25 protein-coding genes and 1 pseudogene are annotated in these 21,453 nt (G+C 43.9%); 9 read left to right on the forward strand and 17 right to left on the reverse strand.

Annotated features, from left to right (window positions below; all coding sequences use genetic code 11):
• Positions 1-38: 38 nt before the first annotated feature.
• Genes ACPEPR_RS03105 through ACPEPR_RS03115 form a run of 3 tightly spaced genes read right to left on the reverse strand, consistent with a single transcriptional unit; the run spans position 39 to position 974 of the window.
• Positions 39-536, reverse strand: coding sequence for a hypothetical protein (locus tag ACPEPR_RS03105; RefSeq protein ID WP_286423126.1), 498 nt, complete (start codon positions 534-536; stop codon positions 39-41).
• On the reverse strand, positions 536-808 hold the full coding sequence (locus ACPEPR_RS03110) for a hypothetical protein (protein ID WP_423561915.1): 273 nt from the start codon (positions 806-808) through the stop codon (positions 536-538). The genes ACPEPR_RS03105 and ACPEPR_RS03110 overlap by 1 nt, the downstream gene beginning before the upstream one ends.
• Positions 795-974 carry a hypothetical protein gene (locus tag ACPEPR_RS03115; protein ID WP_286423124.1) on the reverse strand — a complete coding sequence of 60 codons (180 nt, stop codon included), beginning with the start codon at positions 972-974 and terminating at the stop codon, positions 795-797. Before ACPEPR_RS03115 ends, ACPEPR_RS03110 begins: the two co-directional genes overlap by 14 nt.
• 1,034 nt (positions 975-2,008) lie before the next feature.
• On the opposite strand from ACPEPR_RS03115, the gene ACPEPR_RS03120 reads away from it, so the two are divergent.
• Both ACPEPR_RS03120 and ACPEPR_RS03125 read left to right on the forward strand, forming a co-directional pair.
• The gene (locus ACPEPR_RS03120; RefSeq protein ID WP_075174873.1) at positions 2,009-2,245 is read left to right on the forward strand and encodes a DUF2171 domain-containing protein; all 237 of its coding nucleotides are present in this window, start codon (positions 2,009-2,011) and stop codon (positions 2,243-2,245) included.
• Positions 2,246-2,283: 38 nt separating this feature from the next.
• Complete coding sequence (locus ACPEPR_RS03125; protein ID WP_016658164.1) at positions 2,284-2,631, forward strand: four-helix bundle copper-binding protein; 348 nt, start codon at positions 2,284-2,286, stop codon at positions 2,629-2,631.
• Positions 2,632-3,008: 377 nt separating this feature from the next.
• On the opposite strand, the gene ACPEPR_RS03130 is transcribed toward ACPEPR_RS03125, so the two are convergent.
• The 4 genes from ACPEPR_RS03130 to ACPEPR_RS03145 form a co-directional block, all read right to left on the reverse strand.
• Positions 3,009-3,245 carry a hypothetical protein gene (locus ACPEPR_RS03130; RefSeq protein WP_005177751.1) on the reverse strand — a complete coding sequence of 79 codons (237 nt, stop codon included), beginning with the start codon at positions 3,243-3,245 and terminating at the stop codon, positions 3,009-3,011.
• Positions 3,246-3,646: 401 nt separating this feature from the next.
• The gene (locus tag ACPEPR_RS03135) at positions 3,647-3,979 is read right to left on the reverse strand and encodes a hypothetical protein (RefSeq protein ID WP_160241333.1); all 333 of its coding nucleotides are present in this window, start codon (positions 3,977-3,979) and stop codon (positions 3,647-3,649) included.
• Between the two features lie 116 nt (positions 3,980-4,095).
• The gene (locus ACPEPR_RS03140) at positions 4,096-4,239 is read right to left on the reverse strand and encodes a hypothetical protein (RefSeq protein ID WP_005177747.1); all 144 of its coding nucleotides are present in this window, start codon (positions 4,237-4,239) and stop codon (positions 4,096-4,098) included.
• Between the two features lie 176 nt (positions 4,240-4,415).
• Positions 4,416-4,649, reverse strand: coding sequence for a hypothetical protein (locus ACPEPR_RS03145; protein ID WP_005177745.1), 234 nt, complete (start codon positions 4,647-4,649; stop codon positions 4,416-4,418).
• 209 nt (positions 4,650-4,858) lie between these two features.
• Here ACPEPR_RS03145 and ACPEPR_RS03150 point away from each other — a divergent pair, with 209 nt between their 5' ends.
• Complete coding sequence (locus ACPEPR_RS03150; protein ID WP_423561916.1) at positions 4,859-5,341, forward strand: CinA family protein; 483 nt, start codon at positions 4,859-4,861, stop codon at positions 5,339-5,341.
• Positions 5,342-5,415: 74 nt separating this feature from the next.
• Complete coding sequence (locus ACPEPR_RS03155) at positions 5,416-6,036, forward strand: aminotransferase (RefSeq protein WP_423561917.1); 621 nt, start codon at positions 5,416-5,418, stop codon at positions 6,034-6,036.
• A 76-nt stretch (positions 6,037-6,112) separates the two neighbouring features.
• On the opposite strand, the gene prpC is transcribed toward ACPEPR_RS03155, so the two are convergent.
• Together prpC and prpB are read right to left on the reverse strand one after the other, a co-directional pair.
• The gene (gene prpC, locus ACPEPR_RS03160) at positions 6,113-7,252 is read right to left on the reverse strand and encodes a bifunctional 2-methylcitrate synthase/citrate synthase (protein ID WP_045795691.1); all 1,140 of its coding nucleotides are present in this window, start codon (positions 7,250-7,252) and stop codon (positions 6,113-6,115) included.
• Between the two features lie 4 nt (positions 7,253-7,256).
• Positions 7,257-8,141: a methylisocitrate lyase gene (prpB, locus tag ACPEPR_RS03165; RefSeq protein WP_016658168.1), complete on the reverse strand. Its 885-nt coding sequence runs from the start codon at positions 8,139-8,141 to the stop codon at positions 7,257-7,259.
• 226 nt (positions 8,142-8,367) lie between these two features.
• Here prpB and ACPEPR_RS03170 point away from each other — a divergent pair, with 226 nt between their 5' ends.
• Together ACPEPR_RS03170 and argF are read left to right on the forward strand one after the other, a co-directional pair.
• Positions 8,368-9,018: a TetR/AcrR family transcriptional regulator gene (locus ACPEPR_RS03170; protein ID WP_075167741.1), complete on the forward strand. Its 651-nt coding sequence runs from the start codon at positions 8,368-8,370 to the stop codon at positions 9,016-9,018.
• Between the two features lie 114 nt (positions 9,019-9,132).
• Positions 9,133-10,047 (forward strand): ornithine carbamoyltransferase, encoded by a 915-nt coding sequence (gene argF, locus ACPEPR_RS03175; protein ID WP_005177730.1) that lies wholly within the window; start codon positions 9,133-9,135, stop codon positions 10,045-10,047.
• 78 nt (positions 10,048-10,125) lie between these two features.
• On the opposite strand, the pseudogene ACPEPR_RS03180 reads toward argF, so the two are convergent.
• Positions 10,126-11,379, reverse strand: a pseudogene (locus tag ACPEPR_RS03180) (MFS transporter).
• Positions 11,380-11,737: 358 nt separating this feature from the next.
• On the opposite strand from ACPEPR_RS03180, the gene ACPEPR_RS03185 reads away from it, so the two are divergent.
• A complete protein-coding gene (locus ACPEPR_RS03185; RefSeq protein ID WP_016658171.1) occupies positions 11,738-12,211 on the forward strand; it encodes a hypothetical protein in 474 nt (157 codons plus the stop codon).
• An 83-nt stretch (positions 12,212-12,294) separates the two neighbouring features.
• Here ACPEPR_RS03185 and ACPEPR_RS03190 read toward each other — a convergent pair whose 3' ends face one another.
• From ACPEPR_RS03190 to rpiA, 7 genes are all read right to left on the reverse strand, one after another.
• The gene (locus ACPEPR_RS03190) at positions 12,295-12,648 is read right to left on the reverse strand and encodes a YnfA family protein (protein WP_005177718.1); all 354 of its coding nucleotides are present in this window, start codon (positions 12,646-12,648) and stop codon (positions 12,295-12,297) included.
• Between the two features lie 110 nt (positions 12,649-12,758).
• Entirely contained in the window at positions 12,759-15,035 is a 2,277-nt protein-coding gene (gene clpA / locus ACPEPR_RS03195; protein ID WP_005177712.1) for an ATP-dependent Clp protease ATP-binding subunit ClpA, read from the reverse strand.
• Positions 15,036-15,044: 9 nt separating this feature from the next.
• Positions 15,045-15,461, reverse strand: a complete 417-nt coding sequence (gene clpS, locus ACPEPR_RS03200) for an ATP-dependent Clp protease adapter ClpS (RefSeq protein ID WP_035363010.1) — start codon at positions 15,459-15,461, stop codon at positions 15,045-15,047.
• Between the two features lie 18 nt (positions 15,462-15,479).
• Positions 15,480-16,226 (reverse strand): DUF6776 family protein, encoded by a 747-nt coding sequence (locus ACPEPR_RS03205; protein WP_075167738.1) that lies wholly within the window; start codon positions 16,224-16,226, stop codon positions 15,480-15,482.
• A gap of 79 nt (positions 16,227-16,305) precedes the next feature.
• On the reverse strand, positions 16,306-17,361 hold the full coding sequence (argC, locus tag ACPEPR_RS03210; RefSeq protein ID WP_171261361.1) for an N-acetyl-gamma-glutamyl-phosphate reductase: 1,056 nt from the start codon (positions 17,359-17,361) through the stop codon (positions 16,306-16,308).
• A 183-nt stretch (positions 17,362-17,544) separates the two neighbouring features.
• A complete protein-coding gene (locus ACPEPR_RS03215) occupies positions 17,545-18,225 on the reverse strand; it encodes a M48 family metallopeptidase (RefSeq protein ID WP_423561918.1) in 681 nt (226 codons plus the stop codon).
• Between the two features lie 110 nt (positions 18,226-18,335).
• Positions 18,336-19,007 carry a ribose-5-phosphate isomerase RpiA gene (rpiA, locus tag ACPEPR_RS03220; RefSeq protein WP_168397627.1) on the reverse strand — a complete coding sequence of 224 codons (672 nt, stop codon included), beginning with the start codon at positions 19,005-19,007 and terminating at the stop codon, positions 18,336-18,338.
• Positions 19,008-19,114: 107 nt separating this feature from the next.
• Between rpiA and ilvA the strand changes: the two genes are divergently transcribed.
• A complete protein-coding gene (gene ilvA / locus ACPEPR_RS03225; protein ID WP_005177685.1) occupies positions 19,115-20,653 on the forward strand; it encodes a threonine ammonia-lyase, biosynthetic in 1,539 nt (512 codons plus the stop codon).
• A 144-nt stretch (positions 20,654-20,797) separates the two neighbouring features.
• Positions 20,798-21,448, forward strand: a complete 651-nt coding sequence (locus ACPEPR_RS03230; protein WP_005177682.1) for a potassium channel family protein — start codon at positions 20,798-20,800, stop codon at positions 21,446-21,448.
• Positions 21,449-21,453: the final 5 nt, after the last annotated feature.

Consider the following 21,453-nt stretch of genomic DNA (forward strand, 5'->3'; position numbering starts at 1 on the left):
ATTCAACTGCCTTCTATTTGATCTTAAATAAGTTTAAGTTAATTCCACATCAAATCATCAGGTGTACTTAAATGTTTCCCATGCTTCAAACAGAATGCATGTATGTCATTCAAATACTCAGCAAACTGCTCGACACTGGCATCAGTAGTTGTGATTAATTCATTCAACCCATCAGCCACTTGCTGATACATCGGGTGTTTTTGATCTTTCAAAGCCTTTACTGCTGCAAACGTCTTTCTGTATTGACCGACATCATCTCGATTGTAGATACGTGACAAAAACTCTCTTTTGAAAAACAAATGCTCTGTATCTTTATCAGTGCCTTGATGCTTCGCGAATTGAGCAACCCACAGCCAATAGAGTCTATTCTGCGCCTTGCTTCGATCTTCTTGCTTCTGATCTATGCGAACTACCAAAGGCTTGCCATCACTCAAAGCATCCGCATGATGCCTGTGCATATACGCAATAGCACGACCTACTTCTTCAAATGATTTGATAACAAAGCATGCAGGCTCGAGTTTGACTTTTGTATTCATCAAAACACATCCTCATTTTTGCGCATCATCAATTCTGTTTTGACCAGCCACTTTTCAAACATGGCTTCACTTTGTTCTCGGTTGCCCAATTCAAAACGATCAAATGCGGCATGACAGATTGCACATAATGGAATTACAAAGGCATCACTAGCCTTGATTCCTCTGCCTTTGCCGTGTTTTGCTGAATTACTGTGAGCCGCCTGTGAGTTTGGATTACCGCATCGAATACACGGAAGCTTACGAATCTCAGCGAGTCGCTTAGGACTTCGCATTGAGTTGCTTCTCTATGTTATAAATCTGCCTGCCGATCTCTCTTAACTCAGCAGCGCAATTCTGTCTGAACGCATGGTTTGAAAACAAATGGTTGTAATTCATTAACCGCGCCTGGTTTGCTTTGAGTATTTCTAAGTTTTTAAATGCTTCAACACGATCAACCATGACCACCACCAATAAGAAAAGAAAAACCCCACTCAAGTCTCCAGAATTGAGTGGGGTTTCATGCGCCGTAATCCGTTCGGCAAATGTAATTATTTGTTAATGCAACATTAACAATAATGCTTTAAATTTCTATCAACTATTAATTTATTGTGATGAAAGTCATGAAATACACTTTTTTACTGATATTCTCCGTATTATTACTTACTGGAGGTGTCATTGGTTTTGGGCTTGGGATTTATACAAAGGATTCATTTTTCATGGCAATTGGAGCATTGTTAGTTGTGGCCTCAATCTTAACTTACATTGAATCAAAAAAAGCAAGACGTGATCCATTCCTATGAGTGGGCCTACTTAACTTCTTTCAAACAATCACGACATACTTTGATCTCTTCATCATCAATCGTGTAATCGATCTCAGTCGCACCATGCAGGCCGAATAAGCAGAATAGGAAGTTAAACATATTCTTTTCCCTTAAAAAAAAGCCCGCTTAGCCTGGGTGGGCTAAACGGGCTGTAGTTACATCATCTCTTTTTGTTGTGAAGTTCTAAGAATGAACACAAGATACCAGCTACTCACCATAAGTAAGTATAAGAAATATATGCAGAATGTTTTAGCGTGTAATAATTAAGTTATATTTATTAATAACTTGATCATCATTTATTCAAAAAGATCACTTAATAATCAATCTTGCTTATCTGGCACGCCATGTAGGATTCGAACCGGCTTTGTTGCATAAATATGTAAGCATCTGATTTAAATAAATTTAATTTTGGATCAAAAAATAATCAAAACCTTTAAAATCATATAGTTATGAAATCTTTGTGCAACAAAGCCTAAATAGGACAATCCTGTCATAAATAAAATACTTTTGTATATAAATAAAACCCACGCCTCTCTTTATTCTATTTAAAAGCATGTAACCGTTTAATACGACGTGAATATCTGCCGCTGATTTGTATCGCTTTTATTGCTTTTCATCTTTTGTACGATAGCTTGCATTAGAGTGAAAAAATCCTGTTCTTGAGGCAGTAGTATGGCCAAGTTTCGTCATCATGTGCAACAACATGCGGAGGTCTTTACCGCTAATGGCGTTCATCTGGGCCAAATTGAACAGTTTCTGGATTTAGATCGAATCCAACTAAGTCAGGATGCCGAAGGCAAAGCACATCTGATCCCGCTATCTTGGGTGGGTGATATTTGTGAGCAGCGTATAATCCTGATTAAAAACCTGCAAGAAGTACAAGAAACCTGGATTGAAATACCGCAATAAATTTTGACATCAACCGGACTTTATTCGAGGATCTGCTTATGAATCAGCTGCCGCATCTTTCATCCGTTCAACAATCTTCGCTTTCAATACAGGCCTGTCTGGAATGCATTGTTGCTTGTCAACGCTGCGCAGATGCCTGTTTACACGAAGAACATGTGCAGATGATGCGAACCTGCATCCAGCGCTGTTTGGACTGTGTTGAAACCTGCAAACTCTGTGTTGCCTTTGAAGTTCGCAACTCGGAGCTACATCATTTAGCCATGGACCTGTGTGCCAAAGCCTGTGAACTGTGTGCCGAAGAATGTGGCCAGCATGAAGATGAACATTGTCAAAACTGTGCCCGCGCCTGTCGTGCCTGCGCAGAAGCCTGTCAGATTGAAGGTTAATATGGTTTAACGAATCTCAACTGGAAAATAAAAACCACCCGAAGGTGGTTTTTATTTTTAAAAGAGCACGACTCTGTTTTGCCCTAATAAGTAAATCAGACAGGTGATAATACATGAAGCACTCACCAGAACCGTAATATCTAAAGACCGTCGTGTATTCACTTTCATATCCATACTCCTTTCTTATTATTGTTCTGTTCTTATACCAAGAATTAGTGATATGACCAATTGCATTATATTACAAAAGCTCACCTATTTATAATATACATCCCCTACATGTATATAAATCCAGAATACTTGGTAATTTATATTAAATTTCTATCACCAAAATTAGCAAAAAATAACATTTAATTTTTTTATCTATTTAAAAATACGGATTATTCTTTTTCCACAAAACTTAATTCATACTCATCTTGGGTCACTTTTAGCTTGATTCCACGATAACGGCGCTTGTCCGGATCGAGTGCAGAATCTCGGACTTCCTTGGAAAAACGCATATCATGCATAAAATGCGCATACAATTTATAGCCCAAACGTAGTTTTTTCGGTTTCTTGCCCTCTTTTAGGCACTTATCAATGGCCTGATTTAAAAACTCCAAGCTGACATCGTTCATCTGCTTTAACCTCACTTTAACCTTTATTCATTAGTTTTAAATATAAGTAGCAAAAGTTTCATTTTTAAGAATATAGAAAAAATAATATATAGATATATAATATAAAAAATATCAGTTATTTAGCTTTGCTCGATTTTTACCATTGTTTAAAATATTTTAATAAATTACATTTCTATTAAAATCCAGGCAAAAAAAGAGTCCATACGAGGGATGTATGGACTCAAACTCATAAAGAGAAAAGTCAAGAGAAAATAAGAATTTACAGCGCATATTTCCTGATTAAAATTGTCCTATTTTCCTGGATTTCCAGCATTGGCAAAAGCTTCCATTTTTTATTTTTTTAAACGATAAGTCATATTTTTCAAAGTAATTTCAAAACGTTACTTATCACATTTTATTGACTAAGGTGCTGGCGTTAGCTGATAACCCAAGCCTTGCGCCGCACCCAGTTGTGTTGCCGAAATGGTAAAGATGGCAGTCTGGCCGGTACTGGCACCACATACGGTAATATGTACCAGACCATCATGCCCGAGTGCTTCATTATAAACTTCTATCCCGGCCTGCTGCAGTTGCTCTTTCAGCTGCTGTAAACGCACTTTGGGATCATCCCCCTCACACTGCTTTAAACCTAAGGACTTGGTCACATCTACCTGTTGTGCTGGTGTAGAAGGTACGCTTTGACATGCCATCAGCGTACAACTGGCAAACATGCCAAATAATAAACCGATCTTCATCTTGCATCTCCTTGATCAAACTGCTGCGAGCTCTGCGCTATACTGATGCTTCCTGCCCTGCAACACGTTTGATTTAACTATGAGAAAAGGAGCTGATGGATAAACATCCCCCAGACTTAGCGCTGTACGGCGGTATCCTGTTTATCTCTTGGATGTTGTGGATGCGGATTCTTTTTATTTGGAATCACTTGTGAATCGGTCTTGGGTTGAGGTTGCTGTTGCTGGGTCTTTTCATTCGAGGTTTTTTCTGGTTTAGCCATCATCGACTCCTGTCTTTATTGTTGTGTTGAACTGTTTTTATTGTTCATGATTTAAGACAGCCGCGCTGTATGGCTTTGGTCAATATTTCAGCTTTCTTGTTAATTCAGGCTTTGTTATTGCAACAGTTTTTAAAAATAAGGCGTATAAAAAAGCCGCCCGCAGGCGACTTTCCGTATTATGCCACAGTCACGACTTTGACAATAATACGTTGTAGGTTTTCTGGCTCTGCTGCATTCTGGACGCGTTTCAGTTCTTTACTAATCACTTTAAACTGATGGTTCTGATAAGAAATTACTTCAGGAATCTGGTCAAAATATAAAGCATCGGCCTGTAATTCTTCCTGGAAAAGTAAGGTTCCTAACTGGTAGTCGAGGTCTTTTAAGACCATATATTTCACAATCGTTTTCATTGTATTAACCTACTTTCACTAAGCACTTTATTTTTAGTTTTACCATTCTTTTGCAGCAGAATAAACCGATAATTTCGAGTTTCGCCTAACTGCTATACAATTGAAACCGGAACGCGCGATCTTTAGTGCTAAATGCCTGAATCCGCAACAAGATTGAGGCTGATCTCGCTTAAAATCGCTTGGAAAAGAAGAAGAAATGGAGATTCATCATGCTGAAACGCTGCTGTGATGCACTAGAACAACAGCAACTGACCATTGCTTTTATTGAAAGTGCCAGCTCAGGCTATTTATGCAGTCAGTTTTCAATTTATAAAAATAGCGGCGCAGATATTTTACTCGGGGCGCTGGTCAGCTATGACCCGAGCATTAAAGCCAACCTGTTACAGATTGATCCGGCACTGATTGCGCATTACACGGCGGAATCTGCGGAAATTACCGCGCAGATGGCCTTGCATGGCCAGGCTCTATTTAAACAGGCCAATATTGTGGTGGCCTGTACCGGCTTGCTGAAACCTGGTGGCAGCGCCTCTGCAGAGAAACCCGAAGGCACTTTTTATATTGCCATTCACTATCAGCAGCAATTGCATAATTTTCATTATCTGCTGGATGGTAGCCCGATTGAACGGCTGGATCAGCTGACTCACTTGGTGGCACAGGAAGTATTGGCGCTTATTTTATCTTCACCCGCCTAGATACACTGTTTCTCATCTTTTCTCCATGATTTTAGCTTAAAGTAAAACCATATCCTGCAATGTGGAGTCGAAGTATGAAACTGGTTCAACCATTCTTATTTTCTGCTTTGGCCTGTCTGCCCATCATCAGTTTTGCCACCGTCGGCGGCCAGCAACGGATTGAAGTGCTGGGCTATGACCAGAAAGATCAAAAAGTCTATCTGCTGCGCCATTATGAAGATGGCCGTGGCCGTTTGCCGCAGCTGTATTATTACAACTTTAAATCTAAACAGCCGAATCAGCTGGTTCAGGTCAACTCGCTGTATATTAATCCCAAAACCAAAAAGATTGACTATGACCAGCCACCTACCCGCTTTAATGCCGAGTTGGCCAAAATTAAAAACCGCTTAAAACCCTTAACCAAGATTAGTACGCAACAGGCGCAAATTAAGGTTTTGCACAGTAGCAAACGTAGTGCCAACTGGATTAATGGTACGGAAGCGGTACCGCAGTGGCAATATTGTTATCAGGTTAATGTAGGGAACTTCCGCAGTACCGTCCAGCAAGCCACCAGTTATAAGCAAGGCTTGAACATTCACCAGGCCTATAACATTCCGCAGCAGTCAAAAATGCTGGTGACTGTGAAATATTTAGGCATTCCGTTTGAAATGGGCTATCCGATTGAAGATCCGGTTCTACTCAGCACTCCTCAATAACAGCAAAAAGGAGCGGAAAAAATATAGCAGCAAAAAATAAAGCCTCAGATGAGGCTTTATTCAAGTACACGGTAGATTAAGCCGCCGAAGTACGCTCTGCAATTGGCACCACTTTACGCAGTTCTGGACCGGTATAATCCGCGCTTGGACGGATAATACGGTTATCTGCACGCTGTTCCATCACATGCGCCGCCCAACCGGTCACACGCGACATCACAAAGATTGGCGTGAACAGCTTGGTCGGAATACCCATAAAGTGATAGGCCGAAGCATGGAAGAAGTCTGCGTTACAGAACAGTTTTTTCTCGCGCCACATCACTTCTTCACAGCGGACCGATACTGGATAAAGTACGGTATCACCCACATCTTTGGCCAGACGCTCTGACCAGACTTTAATAATGCCATTACGCGGGTCATTGTCCTTATAAATAGCATGACCAAAGCCCATGATTTTCTCTTTACGCTCCAGCATGCCCAGCATTTCACGCTCAGCTTCTTCTGGAGAGGTCCAGTTTTCAATCATTTCCATGGCCGCTTCATTGGCACCGCCGTGCAGTGGACCACGCAGTGAACCAATCGCGCCGGTAATACATGAATGCATATCAGACAAGGTTGATGCACACACGCGCGCCGTAAAGGTGGATGCGTTAAACTCATGCTCTGCATACAGAATTAACGACACGTTCATCACCTGTTCATGCAACTCATTTGGTTTTTCACCACGTAACAGATGCAGGAATTGCGCGCCAATTGAATCATCATCGGTATTTTCATCAACACGTACGCCGTCATGGCTAAAACGGTACCAGTAACAGATAATGCCCGGTAAAGCGGCCAGAATACGGTCAGCAACATCTTGCTGTACATCAAACGACTGTTCGGTTTCCAGATTGCCAAGCATCGACACGCCGGTACGCATTACATCCATGGGATGTGAATCGGCCGGAATACGCTCCAGCACTTCTTTTAGTGCATCTGGTAACTGACGTAAAGATTTCAGCTTGGCTTTATAGCTGGTTAGCTGTTCGGTGGTAGGTAATTCACCAAAGAAGATCAGATAAGCGACTTCCTCAAACTGGCAGTTTTCTGCCAGATCCTGCACGTCATAACCACGATAGGTCAGACCCGCACCGCTTTTTCCAACCGTCGATAATGCGGTTTTCCCTGCGACTTGTCCGCGCAATCCAGCGCCAGTCAGTACTTTTCCTTCAGCCATTGTTTTAATTCTCCTGCTTGAACAGTTTATCTAATGTGTTTTCAAAGGTGTGGTAATCTAAAAATTCATATAATTCTTTGCGTTGCTGCATTTTATCCAGCACATGGGTTTGTGTGCCATGCTCACGAATCGACTGCATCACTTCCAGCGCTGCTTTTTGCATTGCACGTGTTGCCGACAATGGATATAACACCATACGCACGCCCTGCTCAGCTAGTTCATCAGTGGTGTAATACGGCGTATCACCAAATTCGGTAATGTTGGCCAGTACCGGTACACCGACTGCATCACAAACAGTTTTGTACATGGTAATGTCGGTCATGGCTTCTGCAAAAATGGCATCTGCACCTGCCTCGACACAGGCACAGGCCCGGTCAATCACCGCCTGCAAACCTTCTTTTTGCAAGGCATCGGTACGCGCCATCACCACAAAGTTGGGATCAGTTTTGGCATCGACTGCCGCTTTAATACGATCCACCATTTCCTGCTGGGTCACAATTTCCTTGTTCGGGCGATGGCCACAGCGTTTTTGCGCCACCTGATCTTCAATATGCACCGCAGCAGCACCTGCTGCAATCATTTGCTTGATGGTACGGCCAATATTAAATGCACCGCCCCAGCCGGTATCAATATCCACCAGCACAGGTGTATCGACACGTTCTGTAATACGGCGTACATCTTCCAGGACATTATCGAGGCTGGTCATGCCCAAATCCGGCAAACCGTAGGAATAATTGGCGACACCTGCACCCGATACATAAATGGCTTTATAGCCGACCTGTTTTGCCATCATGGCTGCATAGGCATTGACTGTACCGATAATTTGTAAGGGCTTTTCCGTGTCCAGCGCCTGTCTGAATCTTAAGCCTGCAGATGTTTGTTCTGTCATCGTCCTTTCCACAGTAGTTTCTAATTATTGAGGCTTGAGTATACTCAGAATCTTTGCCTAAACCATGACCAATTAGAATAAAGTCCCTAAAACTTTAGTCAAATATTCAAGTAAATCTATAAGAAAAAAGTCAATACATTTCCGTCTACGCTATTCCATGCCAAGCGGTCATATATTTGCTACAATTATATTTATTCCTTACCAATTGGCGGCCTGCTCCCTGATTATGCATGATTTGGCTCAGTTAGAACCCTTTAGCAAAGATGTCCCTCCGACCAAGCGTGGGCATGAACGCTGTCTGGCTTTATTATTGAGCGCCAATGACCTGTTTCTGGAACATGGCTACGATGCTGTCTCGCTGGATGATATCGTGCATCATGCCGGTGGTTCCAAGGCCTTTATCTATAAATATTTTGGCAATAAAGAAGGCCTGTTTACCGCCATTTGTGATTATCGTGCGGAAAAGTTCTTTAAAGACATTTGCTTACCCTTTGAATCTTTTGAGGGTGATTTACGGGCTTATTTAATTCATACACTAGATAATTTTAAAAGCCATTTAAGTGTGCCGGCCAATTCTGCCTTTTTAAGGTTAATTTTGGAGCGCACCCAGCACAATGTGGAACTGGCGCGTTATATCTATGAACAAGGCCCCAAGCATTTGCAAACTTCCATTGCACATGCGCTGGATCATGCCGCCGCCCAGGGTCTGATTCGCTGTGAGAATTCACTTTATTCAGCGCAGCTGTTCTTTGGCATTCTGCGTAATCTGGAATGGCGGATTTTAATGGGCTTGCCTGTTCAGGATGACCCGCAAACCACAGATGACTATATTCATTACTGTGTCGATCACTTTCTGCAAGGTCACCAAATCGTCTAGTTTTTTGCAATTTCGATTCAATATAGTATATTAGCCGATTCCCTATTTTATTTAACCAACCAACAACTAATTGTTGTTTTGATTTCAATTTCAGCAATTATTGTGGAGTAACGAATGGCTCTACGTCACTTTCTCACTTTACGCGACCTGTCGACTTTAGAACTTAACCAGATTTTGCAACGCGCAATTGAACTTAAACGCAAGCAGCATCAGCATGAAGTTTTCCAACCTTTTATTGGTAAAGTTTTGGGCATGATTTTTGAGAAGTCGAGTACCCGTACCCGTGTATCGTTTGAAGCTGGTATGAATCAGTTTGGTGGTAGCGCAATTTTCTTATCTCCACGCGACACCCAGTTAGGTCGTGGTGAGCCTATTGAAGATTCAGCACGCGTGATTTCAAGCATGCTGGATATTGTCATGATTCGTACCTTTGGACATGACATTGTGGAGCGTTTTGCTTCTTATTCCAAAGTGCCGGTGATTAATGCCTTAACTGACGATCATCATCCATGTCAATTACTGGCCGATATGCAAACCTTCCTTGAGCATCGCGGTCCAATCGAAGGCAAAACCGTGGCCTGGATTGGTGATGGCAACAACATGTGTAACTCGTATATTGAAGCGGCACACATGTGGGGCTTCAAGCTGAAAGTGGCCGCACCTAAAGGTTATGAGCCACAAGAAAAATTCCTGTCTGAATTTGCTCACTGTGTTGAACTGGTCGATTCTGCTGAAGATGCCGCAGTCAATGCCGATTTAATCGTGACCGACGTGTGGGCCAGCATGGGTCAAGAAGAAGAACAGAAAATCCGTGAACAGGCATTTGCCAACTATCAGGTTAATGAACGCCTCATGGATCTAGCGCATCCAGATTGTCTGTTCATGCACTGCCTGCCTGCACACCGCGGTGAAGAAATTTCAGAAAATATGCTGGATCATAAAAATTCTGTGGTTTGGGATGAAGCGGAAAACCGTCTACACGCACAAAAAGCCCTAATGGAATTCCTGATCAACGAGCATTTAAAATAATTGCTAACCGCATCAAGATAAAAAAGCACCGTTCATTCCCGGTGCTTTTTTCGTTTTGATCAAGTCATGAAATCCGGATTAATGATCATCTTTTAAATAGCGCGCTTCACGAGGAATTTGTAGACTATAGAAGAAACAGATCACCAGCATCACAATCACATAGATAAAGAAACTGTTTTCAATACCGGCTGATTTAAACTGTAAAGCCACTGAAGGGGCTGAGCCGCCAAATACTGCATTACCAACCGCATAAGAGAAACCAACACCGAGTGCACGCACATGCGGTAGGAACATTTCCGCTTTTACAATTCCACTGATCGAGGTATACAGACTTAACAGCATCATCAGGAAAATCAACAGCAAGGCCACCATCATGGGTGAATCACTAAAGGCACGCATCCCGATTGCCATAACAGGATAAATGGCAATCGCCATCAGACCACTAAACAGCAGCATCGAATTTCTGCGACCAATCCTGTCTGATAAAATCCCGAAGAATGGCTGCGCCACCATCAGAATAAAAATACAGCCCGTCATGATTAGCCCGACCGTCTGCGAATCAATGCCGATATTGGTCAGATAGGTTTTGGAATAAACCGTAATCACATAGAAACTAAGTGAACCCGCCGAGGTATAGCCCACCACCAGCAAGAAAGTTTTCCAGTGATTTTTAAACAGCTCTTTTAAGCTGCCCGACTCTTCTTTATCGCTGTCTTCATGTGACAACGTTTCTTCCAGACGGCTTCGTGCCAGCAGTGAGGCAATGGCAGCCAGACCACCAATCACAAACGGAATACGCCAGCCGCCATCCTGTAACTGCTGCTCGGTCATAAAACTCAGGAAAATTACACCCAGCAAGCTGGCCAGTAACTGTCCGCCGGTTAAAGTCACATATTAGAACGAGGCAAAAAAGCCGCGCTGACCTTTTAAACCCAGCTCACTCATATAGGTGGCAACCGCACCATATTCCCCGCCAACCGACAAGCCTTGTGACAAACGCACCAGCAACAGCAGGAACGGTGCCGCCATCCCGACTTGCTCATAAGTCGGCAATGCAGCAAACAGAAAGGAACTGAAGGCCATTAGGCAGATGGAAATCACCATGGACTTTTTACGGCCATGTTTATCGGCAATACGTCCAAACAGCCAGCTGCCAATCGGACGCATAAAGAAGCTTGCCGCAAATACCCCCCAGACATAAATGGCCTGGGTAGAACTATCCATGTTCGGTGCAGTCAGCGCTTGGGTAAAGTAAACCGCAAATACAGCATAGATATAGAAATCGAACCATTCGACGAGGTTGCCCGAGGCCGCCCCGATAATTCCCTTAATTCGACTGGCTTTTTCCTGTTTGGTTTAAGCTTGGCTCAAGGTTTATCTTCCTCATTTTTAATTTATTGAAATTTCTCATGTATAGGCGATAAGCTCTTGCCACATAAGGAGATATTTTTGCTTAGATACAGCATAAGCGCGTTGCTAATATAACTTTTAGTGGAAACTTCACACAAAAAACAAAATGTAATTTTTAATCAATTTTTTAGTTAAAAATTATTTAAAAACAAGAATTTACACATAAATAGATTATATATTTCTTATATTTATAAAGATGAAGCCAGATCGGGTGGTTGCTTATCCGCCCTATTCATGTTGATATAAATGTCTAGAATACAGCTCATAATGTGTGACTCGAATGAACAATAAAATCTATTTGTCGACAGTTTTAGCCCTCGGACTCAGTGCCCTTTCATTCACCAGCCATGCCAGTGAACTGGACCAGTATCTGCAACAAAAACAGATCATTGATGCCGAGTACAAAATCAAGAATACGACCGGACTTAATGAAATTCTGAATATTATTAGTGTGGAAGATTCACGCACCCTGCCGTATCAGGTCGATCAGAATACGATTATTGAACAGATGCAGCTATTTGCAGACCGAGTTGAAGTGAAAGGTTTGATTAGCAGCCCGGATTTCGAGCAGTTTGCTCAGGATGTTGGCCATAGCGAAGTGAAAAAAATCATGAAAAAGAATTTACTGCAGAATTGCGAGATGATTTTTGAGCATCAGTTCCAACGCGTCAATCCCTACCGGATTGAGCTGCAGTTAAGCTCGGCGCAGCAGCAGTATCAGTTACAGCTAAAAAATTCGGAATGTCAATTCTAAACCAACCCGATTAATCACTAACTGCGGTAGTAAATCCTGCCGCAGTAAATTCCCATTTTCAGCCAACAATGACAATAGAAAAATTAACGCACCAGTCCTTGTGGCTGCAAAATAATAATCAGCGCGCCGCACATCACCACCAGACCACCCAGCAGATCCCAACGACTTAAACTGACTTGATCGACAAATTTCAGCCACATCAGCGCGGTAAAAATGTAAATTCCACCATAAGCGGCGTAAATTCGCCCTGATGCTGCCGGATGCAAGGTTAACAGCCAGACAAATACCGCTAGAGCCAATACCGTAGGCAACCAGAGCCAATGTGATTTCCCCTGATTCAAAATTAAATAAGGAAAGTAACAGCCCAAAATTTCCGCCACCGCCGTCACCAAGAACAGACAAACCGTGGTCAGAATTTTAGTGATAGAAAAATCCATAAAAACTCACAATACAAGTGACGCGCAGCTTTCCAATAGAAAGGTAAAAAGATAAACCTTAAACAAACAAAAGCCCGTGCATACACGGGCTTTCATATTCAAGTACAGGATTAAGCCGGTTCAGCGGTTTGATCTTCAAATACTTCAAGTTTCAAACCGGTGGCTTTACCGTTTTCTTTCTTGACAGATACGGCTACATTGCCGCCGTGTTCAGCCAGCTCACCAAATAGGATCATCTCTGCCAGTGGTTTCTTCAGGTGTTCCTGAATTAAGCGCTGCATTGGACGTGCACCCATTAAACGGTCATAGCCATGTTCAGCCATCCATTCACGTGCATCCTGATCTACTTCAAGAATAACTTTTTTCTCATCCAGCTGGGCTTGCAGTTCAGTCAGGAACTTGTCGACCACGCTTTCGATCACGCTGGTCGGCAAGGCTTTAAACTGAATCACGCTGTCCAGACGGTTACGGAATTCAGGCGAGAAGGCTTTTTTCATTGCTTCCTGGTTGTCATTGCTATTGTCCTGTTCCATAAAGCCAATGCTGACGCGAGAAATACTTTCTGCCCCAATATTGGTGGTCAGTACCAGCACCACATTACGGAAGTCTGACTTACGTCCATTATTATCGGTCAATGAGCCATGATCCATAATTTGCAGCAACAGGTTAAACACATCCGGATGGGCTTTTTCAATTTCATCGAGTAGCAGCACACAATGCGGATTTTTATGAATCGCATCGGTGAGCAAACCACCCTGATCAAAACCGACATAGCCCGGCGGCGCACCAATTAAACGGGACACCGCGTGGCGTTCCATGTACTCCGACATATCGAAGCGGACCAGCTCGACACCCAGCAATTTGGCCAGCTGCTTGGTGACTTCAGTTTTACCCACCCCGGTCGGGCCGGCAAATACAAAACTACCCACTGGTTTATCAGGCGATTTCAAACCGGCGCGTGACAGTTTGATGGCAGATGCTAACGCTTCAATCGCTTCATCCTGACCGAACACCACACGTTTCAGATCACGTTCCAGATGCTCAAGCACAGTCTTGTCATCTTTAGACACCGTTTTCGGTGGAATACGGGCAATTTTCGCCACAATATCTTCGATATTTTCCACGGTAATCAGACGATCTTCCTGCTCATCTTTCAGACGGCGCTGTGCACCGGCTTCATCAATCACGTCAATGGCCTTGTCTGGCAAGAAACGGTCATTAATGTATTTAGATGACAACTCAACCGCAGAAACCAGTGCTTTATCATCATATTGGACATGGTGGAAATCTTCAAATTTTGATTTCAGGCCACGTAAAATATCAATGGTTTCAGGAATTGATGGCTCATTGACATCAATTTTCTGGAAACGACGCGACAAGGCATGATCTTTCTCAAAGACCTGACGATATTCCTGGAACGTGGTCGAACCGATACAACGCAAAGTGCCATTGGCTAGCGCCGGTTTAATCAGGTTCGAGGCATCCATGGTGCTGCCCATGCTGGAACCGGCACCAATAATCATGTGGATTTCATCAATAAATAAAATCGCTTCCGGCTTTTTCTTTAACGCATTTAACAGCTGTTTCAGGCGTTTTTCAAAATCACCGCGGTATTTGGTTCCGGCCACCAAGGCACCAATATCCAGACTGTAAATTTCTGAATTGAGCAGTGGTTTTGGCGCTTTACCATTCACGATTAACCAGGCCAGACCTTCGGCAATTGAGGTTTTACCCACCCCCGGATCACCGACCAGCAGCGGGTTGTTTTTGCGACGGCGACATAAGATTTGCGCGGCGCGTTCAATTTCTTTTTCACGGCCAATCAGTGGGTCAGTTTTGCCCTTCACCGCTTCATTGTTGAGGTTGGTGGTATACAGCTCCAGCGGACCGCTATTGGCCGAAGTTGAGCTTTCCCCATCGAGTTCTTCAATTTCTTCTTCGGCTTGCGATTCTTCTTTACGCGTACCATGAGAAAGATACTGAGTTAAGGTTAAACGGTTAATTTGATGGCGTTTTAATAGATATACGGCAAAAGAATCCCGTTCCGAATACATCGCAACCAGAATATCTGCGCCTTCGACTGTGCGATCACCACCACTGGATTGCACATGGAAAATTGCTCGTTGCAAAATACGGTCAAAGCTTTCCGTTGGATGCGGTGCCTGATCGCTGTTTTCACCGAGTTTAGGGGTATGTTGTTCTACATATTCTTCAAGTTCTTTGCGCAGCACAATAATATCTGCCCCGCATGCTTTTAGCGCATTTACTGCAGAATCATTGTCGAGCAAAGCCAGTAATAAATGTTCTACCGTCAGAAACTCATGTCTCTTTTGACGAGCCATGCTAACAGCCAAACGTAATGATACTTCTAATTGACGACTGAGCATGTAACCCCCTTAGTTTTTAGGCTCAATCTGACAAAGTAATGGATGACCTTGAGATCGAGCGTAATTATTGACTTGGTTTGCTTTGGTCTCTGCGATGTCTCGCGGATAAACCCCTGCAATACCTTTTCCTTCGTAATGTACAGTTAGCATTACTTGAGTCGCTTGGTCAAGATTCATTGCAAAGTATTGTTGTAAAATTTCAATTACAAAGTCCATTGGGGTATAGTCATCGTTCAATAAAACGACAGCGTATAGTGGTGGACGCTTTAATTCAGGCGGTGCCGTCTGTACGGCAATGTCTCCGTCCTCATGCTCATTCGGCTCATCCGTACTTAAACGCGGATTAAAATGCCAGTCCACCATGCCAGACTGCTGAAAAGACTGTTTGATTTCGTTTAAACAAATTGGTCGTTTGTTACTTCGCATAAGAGATTTATTTCACAGTTATTGCGCAGTGGCTTCTGCTTGCGGTATTTCAGAGATAAAGGCAGAAGGCGCTTCCGTGGCTTTTCCACGTGCCCAGCTGAATCGTTTGGTCACAGGGGTACTACCAGTTAAACGCACTTCAATAAATTGCGGACTAAAGCCTTTTGGCATGGTCCAGCGGCCGGTCAGGCGCTCATAATTATCAAAATTGAAATTATTGTCTTCCATGGGCACCACCAGCACCTCGGTGCCCTGAATCAGACGCAGTTCAACATTGCCTGAAGCACGGCGCTTATTCGGGCTGATCTGCACCAGATCGAGCTGATATTCATAGGCATTATCGGGTAAAGGTTTAATCCCAATATTCTGGATGGTCAGACTTAAACCACCCCGATCACGCAGCACTTCACGGTATAAATTGCCCATGCCATCGGCCTGGATTTTATCATTACGTGCCTGATTCAGGGCCGCATACAGGTCATTGGCATTGCTGACCGCTACATCACGCTCCTGAACCGCTGCATTCAGGGTTTTATTCAGGCTTTCCAGACGAACTTTCTGTTCCTGTACGACTTCAACCAGCTGCTCTGCATCGGCATCATAACCGACCACAGTCAAACCCTGACGATGCCCCACCGAATAGCCCAAAAAGCCGCTGCCTAACATTAATACAGCTGCACCGAGTACGAGAGGTAAATTGCTTTGCATAAAAGGTTTTTTCGGTGGCGTCGGTTGTGACGTGGTATTGGTATCCGTATTCTGCATCGTCATCTCTTGTTTTGATTGCATTCAAACCACACATTTAAATCGAAATCTAAATGTGTGTGAAGTCGAAAAGCGTTTCTTATGGTAATAGACCAATCACCTCGAGGCCAGCCTGCTCTGCAAAGCCAAACATCAGGTTCATGTTTTGTACCGCCTGACCGGCTGCCCCTTTCACCAGATTGTCCTGTGCCACCAGCACCACCAGTTTCTTCGGTTGCGGCTTGTACAGCGCAATACGTAACTGGTTCGCGCCGCGTACTGAACGAGTTTCAGGTGAGCTGCCTGCTGGCATTACATCTACAAACTGCTCTTGCGCATAAAACTGTTCATATAGCGCCTGTACATCTGTCGCATCCCCTGCATCGGTCAGGTCAATATACATGGTGCTGAGCATGCCACGAATCATCGGCACTAAATGCGGCACAAACACAATGTGGTTAAACACATCTTTTTGACCAGAAATATTTTCCAATGCTTCCACAATTTCCGGATGATGACGGTGACCTGCCACCCCATAAGCCTTGAAGTTATCGGCATTTTCAGAGTAAATCATGCCCAGGCTGGCTTTACGGCCGGCGCCGGATACGCCCGATTTGGCATCAATAATAATACTTTCAGGTTTAATCAAGGTTTCAGCAGATTTTAATAATGGTGCCAAACCTAATTGCACGGTAGTTGGATAACAGCCCGGGTTGCCAATCACCTGTGCTGTTTTAATCTGCTCACGGTTCAGTTCAGATAAACCATAGACTGAATCTTTAAGAATCTCTGGGCAGGCATGTTCCATGCCGTACCATTTTTCGAATTGGGCCAAATCCTGTAAACGGAAATCTGCCGCCAGATCAATGACTTTGGTATTGGCCGCAACCAGATCGGCCGCGTGTTTCATGGCAACACCGTGCGGCGTGGCAAAGAACACCACATCACACTGTTTTAAATCTTCAATATTTAAATCTGAATAGCATAAATCGGTATGACCACGCAGACTTGGGAACATATCATCGACACGGCGACCAGCTTCAGTACGTGAGGTTAATACAGTGACCTGTACCTCTGGATGTCGTAGTAAAAGACGTAAAAGTTCAACGCCTGTATAACCTGTACCGCCGACAATACCTACTGAAATCACGTTCATACCTCAATCAAGTGTGCTATGTTCAATAAAGCAGTAGTATGACAGGAAGTTTGTGCTTTCTAAACCTTTTTACTCGGTATTGATGGTTTTTTGTCTTATGTATCTATTGGATCGATCAGAGTACTGATTTTTCAAGAAAATGAACGAGGAATGGGTGAGTTCAACAAGGATGACCCGGCACCCTCACCCCAACCACCAATACGGCAACTGAAAGCGTTTTAAAAAATGTCGATGCTGCTGAAACTCAGGATCATGCCGCGCCACCTCTGCCCAAAAGCGCGGGCTATGATCAAAATGGCGGGTATGCGCCAACTCATGCACACAGACATAACGACAAATCGCTTCTGGCATTAATACCAGCGCACTATTCAGCATAATATCGTGGCGGGCCGAGCAACTGCCCCAACGGGTTTTCGGCTGGCGGATATTGCAGCCGTTAAAGTTCAGCCCGGTATCCAGACTTAACTGTTCTAAATACAGCGGCAAATGCTGCTTGGCATAGGCAATAATAAAAGTTTTTAAATAAGCTTCAGAATGACGATCACTAATCCACAGCTGTAAAGCAGATTCATCCCAGATAAAATTCTGTTTCTGGCTCTGATAACTAATCTGAATAGGCGTATTGAGATTAAACAGTTGTAATTCAGCAGGCAGGCTCTGATCAACCCGCTGCAACTGGGCCTGTTGCGCTTGCCAGGTTTTTAACAGCCAGCTTTCGGCATCGGCAATAAATTTCTGGATTTGACGATTGCTACAAAAAACAGGCGCCGTGACTTTAATCTGCTGACCATCGACACGTAAACGCAGTCGCGTCGCACGAACATTACGGGTGATTTGAATTTCAGGAAGGTCGGATAATGTCATTATTGTTCTTTTTAGAGAGTCCTCCCCGACCCTCCTTTAATAAAGGAGGGAGAAAAGCCCCTCTTTTTTAAAGAGGGGTTTGGGGAGATTAACTCTTAAAGCTGTTAAGTTTAAATTGCAGTACGCTCTTCGATACCATTATTGGTTGCAACAATAGCAATATCAGCTTTGTTTAAAGCAAAAATACCGTTACACACCACACCCGGAATATCATTGATGGTTTTTTCCAGTTCCAGTGCATTTAAGATATTCAGGTTATAAATATCTAAAATCACATTGCCGTTATCGGTTACCACACCTTCACGGTACGCCGGATCACCCCCAAGTGCGACCAACTTGCGTGCCACAGCAGAACGCGCCATTGGAATTACTTCAACCGGTAGCGGGAATTCACGGCCCAACTGTTCAACCCATTTTGAATCATCGACGATACAAACAAATTTTTTCGCAATCGACGCGACAATTTTTTCACGGGTTAACGCCGCACCACCACCTTTAATCATGTGCATATGACGGTCAATTTCATCTGCACCATCGACATAGGCATCTAAACCGCCCACGCTGTTCATATCCACGACCTCAATGCCCAGCTTTTTCAGGCGCTCTGCCGTTGCTTCAGAACTGGCCACAGCCGCTTCCAGTTGCAATTCTGGCAATAAATCGATGAGGAAATTGACGGTACTGCCTGTGCCCACACCCAGAATCCCGCCTTTAGGCAAATGTTTTAAGGCTGCTTTTGCCGCAGCTTGTTTCTTCTCATCTTGGGTTGCATACAGACTCATGACTTCGCTCAACTATTTTTTGACATTTGATGCTGATTTTACAGCCCAAATGTACAGGGGTTTGTTACAATAAACCCCTATTTTAAACTGTTAGATGGAAGATTAACATGCTGTCTCGTTTGGTTCGACAAATTTTACAAGCAACAGTCTACGATGTTGCAATCGAAACCCCACTCGAAGCAGCGCCACGAATTAGTGAACGACTGAATAACAACATCCGCTTCAAGCGGGAAGATTTACAACCGGTCTTTTCTTTCAAACTACGCGGTGCCTATAACCGTATTAGCCAACTACCTAAAGCGCAGTTAGAACGTGGCGTGATCACAGCTTCAGCCGGCAACCATGCTCAAGGCGTGGCTCTTTCAGGAAAAAAACTGGGGATTCGTGCCATTATCGTGATGCCTAAAACCACGCCAGATATTAAAGTACAGGCGGTAAAACGTTTAGGTGGCGAAGTAGTACTACACGGCGATTCGTTTGATGTGGCCAACAAATATGCCATTCAGCGTGCCCAGGATGATGGCATGACCTTCATTCCACCTTATGATGATGAACTGGTCATGGCCGGCCAAGGCACCATCGCCAATGAAATTTTACGTCAATGGCGCGATGTCGATTATGTCTTTGTTGCCGTAGGTGGCGGTGGCCTGATTGCCGGTGTAGCAGCGTACTTGGGTGATGTCGCTCCGCACGTCAAAGTCATTCCAGTGGAATATGATGAATCGGCCTGTCTGAAAGCAGCCTTAGAAGCTGGTGAACGTATTGTTCTGCCTTCGGTCGGTCTATTTGCCGATGGGACCGCCGTGGCACAGATTGGTGAAAAACCCTTTGATGTGATTCGTCTGCAAAAATCAGACAACTCTGGCCCGATTGTCGAACCGGATGTGGTGCTGGTGAATACCGATGAAATCTGCGCTGCAATTAAAGATACTTTTGATGAAAACCGCAGTATTGTAGAACCATCAGGTGCTATGGCGCTGGCCGGCATCAAAAAATATGTCGAGCAGCATGAGCTGATTGGCAAAAATATCGTGTCAATTGTTTGCGGCGCAAACATGAACTTTGACCGCCTGCGTTATATCGCCGAGCGCACTGAACTCGGTGAGCGCAAAGAAGCGATTTTTGCGGTGACTATTCCAGAACAGAAAGGCTCTTTCCTGAACTTCTGCCGCGCCCTGCAAGGCCGTAATATTACCGAGTTTAACTATCGTGCCAGTGATGCATCGGCCGCACAGGTCTTTGTCGGCATTAGCTTAAAAGGCGGTGAAAAAGAACGTCATGACATCTTTGAGGCCTTGAAAGTGCAATATGATGTTGATGATCTGTCCGATGATGAAGTGGCCAAACTGCACATCCGCTATTTAATTGGCGGTCATGCCGATATTGAAAATGAACGTCTGTTCCGGGTGGAATTTCCGGAGCGTCCAGGCGCCCTGCTGACCTTCCTGGAGCGTTTAGGCCCGACCCATAACATCACCCTGTTCCATTACCGTAACCACGGCGCCGCCGAAGGCCGTGTGCTGGTGGGTCTGGAAGCCAGCGATGCCAAACAGAACCCGGACGGGCTGATTGAAACCCTGGAAAGCATTAGCTATCCATATGCGGAAATTAGCAATAACTTAGGTTATCAGCGCTTCCTGAAATAAAATCCAGTTTAAAAAACCGCCATTTGCTGGCGGTTTTTTATTGGTTTACACAAACACCCTAAGAAAAATGATGTAAATATCCACCTGATCTTTAAAATAAATTTATATTCACGCTAACCATAAAAATGTAATTAGGAACACACTATGGCGCAATTTGCAGTCATTGGCTTAGGCAGTTTTGGTGCCACCGTTGCCACGCAACTGGTCAGCCTGAAACATGATGTGATTGGCATCGATATTAATAAAAAATATGTGGAAAATATTGCCGAGGAAATTACCCACGCCGTGATTGCCGATGCTACCGACGAACACGTGCTACAGGAGCTGAATATTCAGAACTGTGATGCGGTGGTGGTGGCCATTGGTGAAGATATTGAAGCCAGTATTTTATGTGTGCTGCATCTGAAAAATATGGGGCTGGAAAAAATTTATGTCAAAGCCAAGTCCAAAGCCCACCACATGATTCTGACCCATCTGCAGGTCAGCAAAATTATTCATCCGGAAGAAGATATGGGTGTCCGCATTGCCCAGTCACTGAGTTATCCGATGGTCAGCCGCTATATGGCGCTGGAAGATGACCACTTTATTGTCAAAGTGGAAGTCACTGAAGCCTTAAACGGTACGCGCTATCATGAGTTTATCGGTCATGCGCCAGAAGTGAAAACCCTGCTGCATAAACGCGGCAGCGAGATTCAGTTCAGCCTCGATCCGCAGTTAATTATGCAGCAAGGCGATATTCTGGTGCTTGAAGGCCAGGTTGAACAGCTGAAACGCTTATCCAAGCATTTTAAATAGCCATG

This window comes from Acinetobacter sp. AND/436 (genome assembly GCF_049546925.1).
Taxonomy (GTDB): Bacteria; Pseudomonadota; Gammaproteobacteria; order Pseudomonadales; family Moraxellaceae; genus Acinetobacter; species Acinetobacter indicus.

Coding starts and splice junctions, on each gene's coding strand:
- ACPEPR_RS03105 (WP_286423126.1), bottom strand. CDS start 536: ATGAATACAAAAGTCAAACTCGAGCCTGCATGCTTTGTTATCAAATCA.
- ACPEPR_RS03110 (WP_423561915.1), bottom strand. CDS start 808: ATGCGAAGTCCTAAGCGACTCGCTGAGATTCGTAAGCTTCCGTGTATT.
- ACPEPR_RS03115 (WP_286423124.1), bottom strand. CDS start 974: ATGGTTGATCGTGTTGAAGCATTTAAAAACTTAGAAATACTCAAAGCA.
- ACPEPR_RS03120 (WP_075174873.1), top strand. CDS start 2,009: ATGGCCAAGTTTCGTCATCATGTGCAACAACATGCGGAGGTCTTTACC.
- ACPEPR_RS03125 (WP_016658164.1), top strand. CDS start 2,284: ATGAATCAGCTGCCGCATCTTTCATCCGTTCAACAATCTTCGCTTTCA.
- ACPEPR_RS03130 (WP_005177751.1), bottom strand. CDS start 3,245: ATGAACGATGTCAGCTTGGAGTTTTTAAATCAGGCCATTGATAAGTGC.
- ACPEPR_RS03135 (WP_160241333.1), bottom strand. CDS start 3,979: ATGAAGATCGGTTTATTATTTGGCATGTTTGCCAGTTGTACGCTGATG.
- ACPEPR_RS03140 (WP_005177747.1), bottom strand. CDS start 4,239: ATGGCTAAACCAGAAAAAACCTCGAATGAAAAGACCCAGCAACAGCAA.
- ACPEPR_RS03145 (WP_005177745.1), bottom strand. CDS start 4,649: ATGAAAACGATTGTGAAATATATGGTCTTAAAAGACCTCGACTACCAG.
- ACPEPR_RS03150 (WP_423561916.1), top strand. CDS start 4,859: ATGCTGAAACGCTGCTGTGATGCACTAGAACAACAGCAACTGACCATT.
- ACPEPR_RS03155 (WP_423561917.1), top strand. CDS start 5,416: ATGAAACTGGTTCAACCATTCTTATTTTCTGCTTTGGCCTGTCTGCCC.
- prpC (WP_045795691.1), bottom strand. CDS start 7,252: ATGGCTGAAGGAAAAGTACTGACTGGCGCTGGATTGCGCGGACAAGTC.
- prpB (WP_016658168.1), bottom strand. CDS start 8,141: ATGACAGAACAAACATCTGCAGGCTTAAGATTCAGACAGGCGCTGGAC.
- ACPEPR_RS03170 (WP_075167741.1), top strand. CDS start 8,368: ATGCATGATTTGGCTCAGTTAGAACCCTTTAGCAAAGATGTCCCTCCG.
- argF (WP_005177730.1), top strand. CDS start 9,133: ATGGCTCTACGTCACTTTCTCACTTTACGCGACCTGTCGACTTTAGAA.
- ACPEPR_RS03185 (WP_016658171.1), top strand. CDS start 11,738: ATGAACAATAAAATCTATTTGTCGACAGTTTTAGCCCTCGGACTCAGT.
- ACPEPR_RS03190 (WP_005177718.1), bottom strand. CDS start 12,648: ATGGATTTTTCTATCACTAAAATTCTGACCACGGTTTGTCTGTTCTTG.
- clpA (WP_005177712.1), bottom strand. CDS start 15,035: ATGCTCAGTCGTCAATTAGAAGTATCATTACGTTTGGCTGTTAGCATG.
- clpS (WP_035363010.1), bottom strand. CDS start 15,461: ATGCGAAGTAACAAACGACCAATTTGTTTAAACGAAATCAAACAGTCT.
- ACPEPR_RS03205 (WP_075167738.1), bottom strand. CDS start 16,226: ATGCAGAATACGGATACCAATACCACGTCACAACCGACGCCACCGAAA.
- argC (WP_171261361.1), bottom strand. CDS start 17,361: ATGAACGTGATTTCAGTAGGTATTGTCGGCGGTACAGGTTATACAGGC.
- ACPEPR_RS03215 (WP_423561918.1), bottom strand. CDS start 18,225: ATGACATTATCCGACCTTCCTGAAATTCAAATCACCCGTAATGTTCGT.
- rpiA (WP_168397627.1), bottom strand. CDS start 19,007: ATGAGTCTGTATGCAACCCAAGATGAGAAGAAACAAGCTGCGGCAAAA.
- ilvA (WP_005177685.1), top strand. CDS start 19,115: ATGCTGTCTCGTTTGGTTCGACAAATTTTACAAGCAACAGTCTACGAT.
- ACPEPR_RS03230 (WP_005177682.1), top strand. CDS start 20,798: ATGGCGCAATTTGCAGTCATTGGCTTAGGCAGTTTTGGTGCCACCGTT.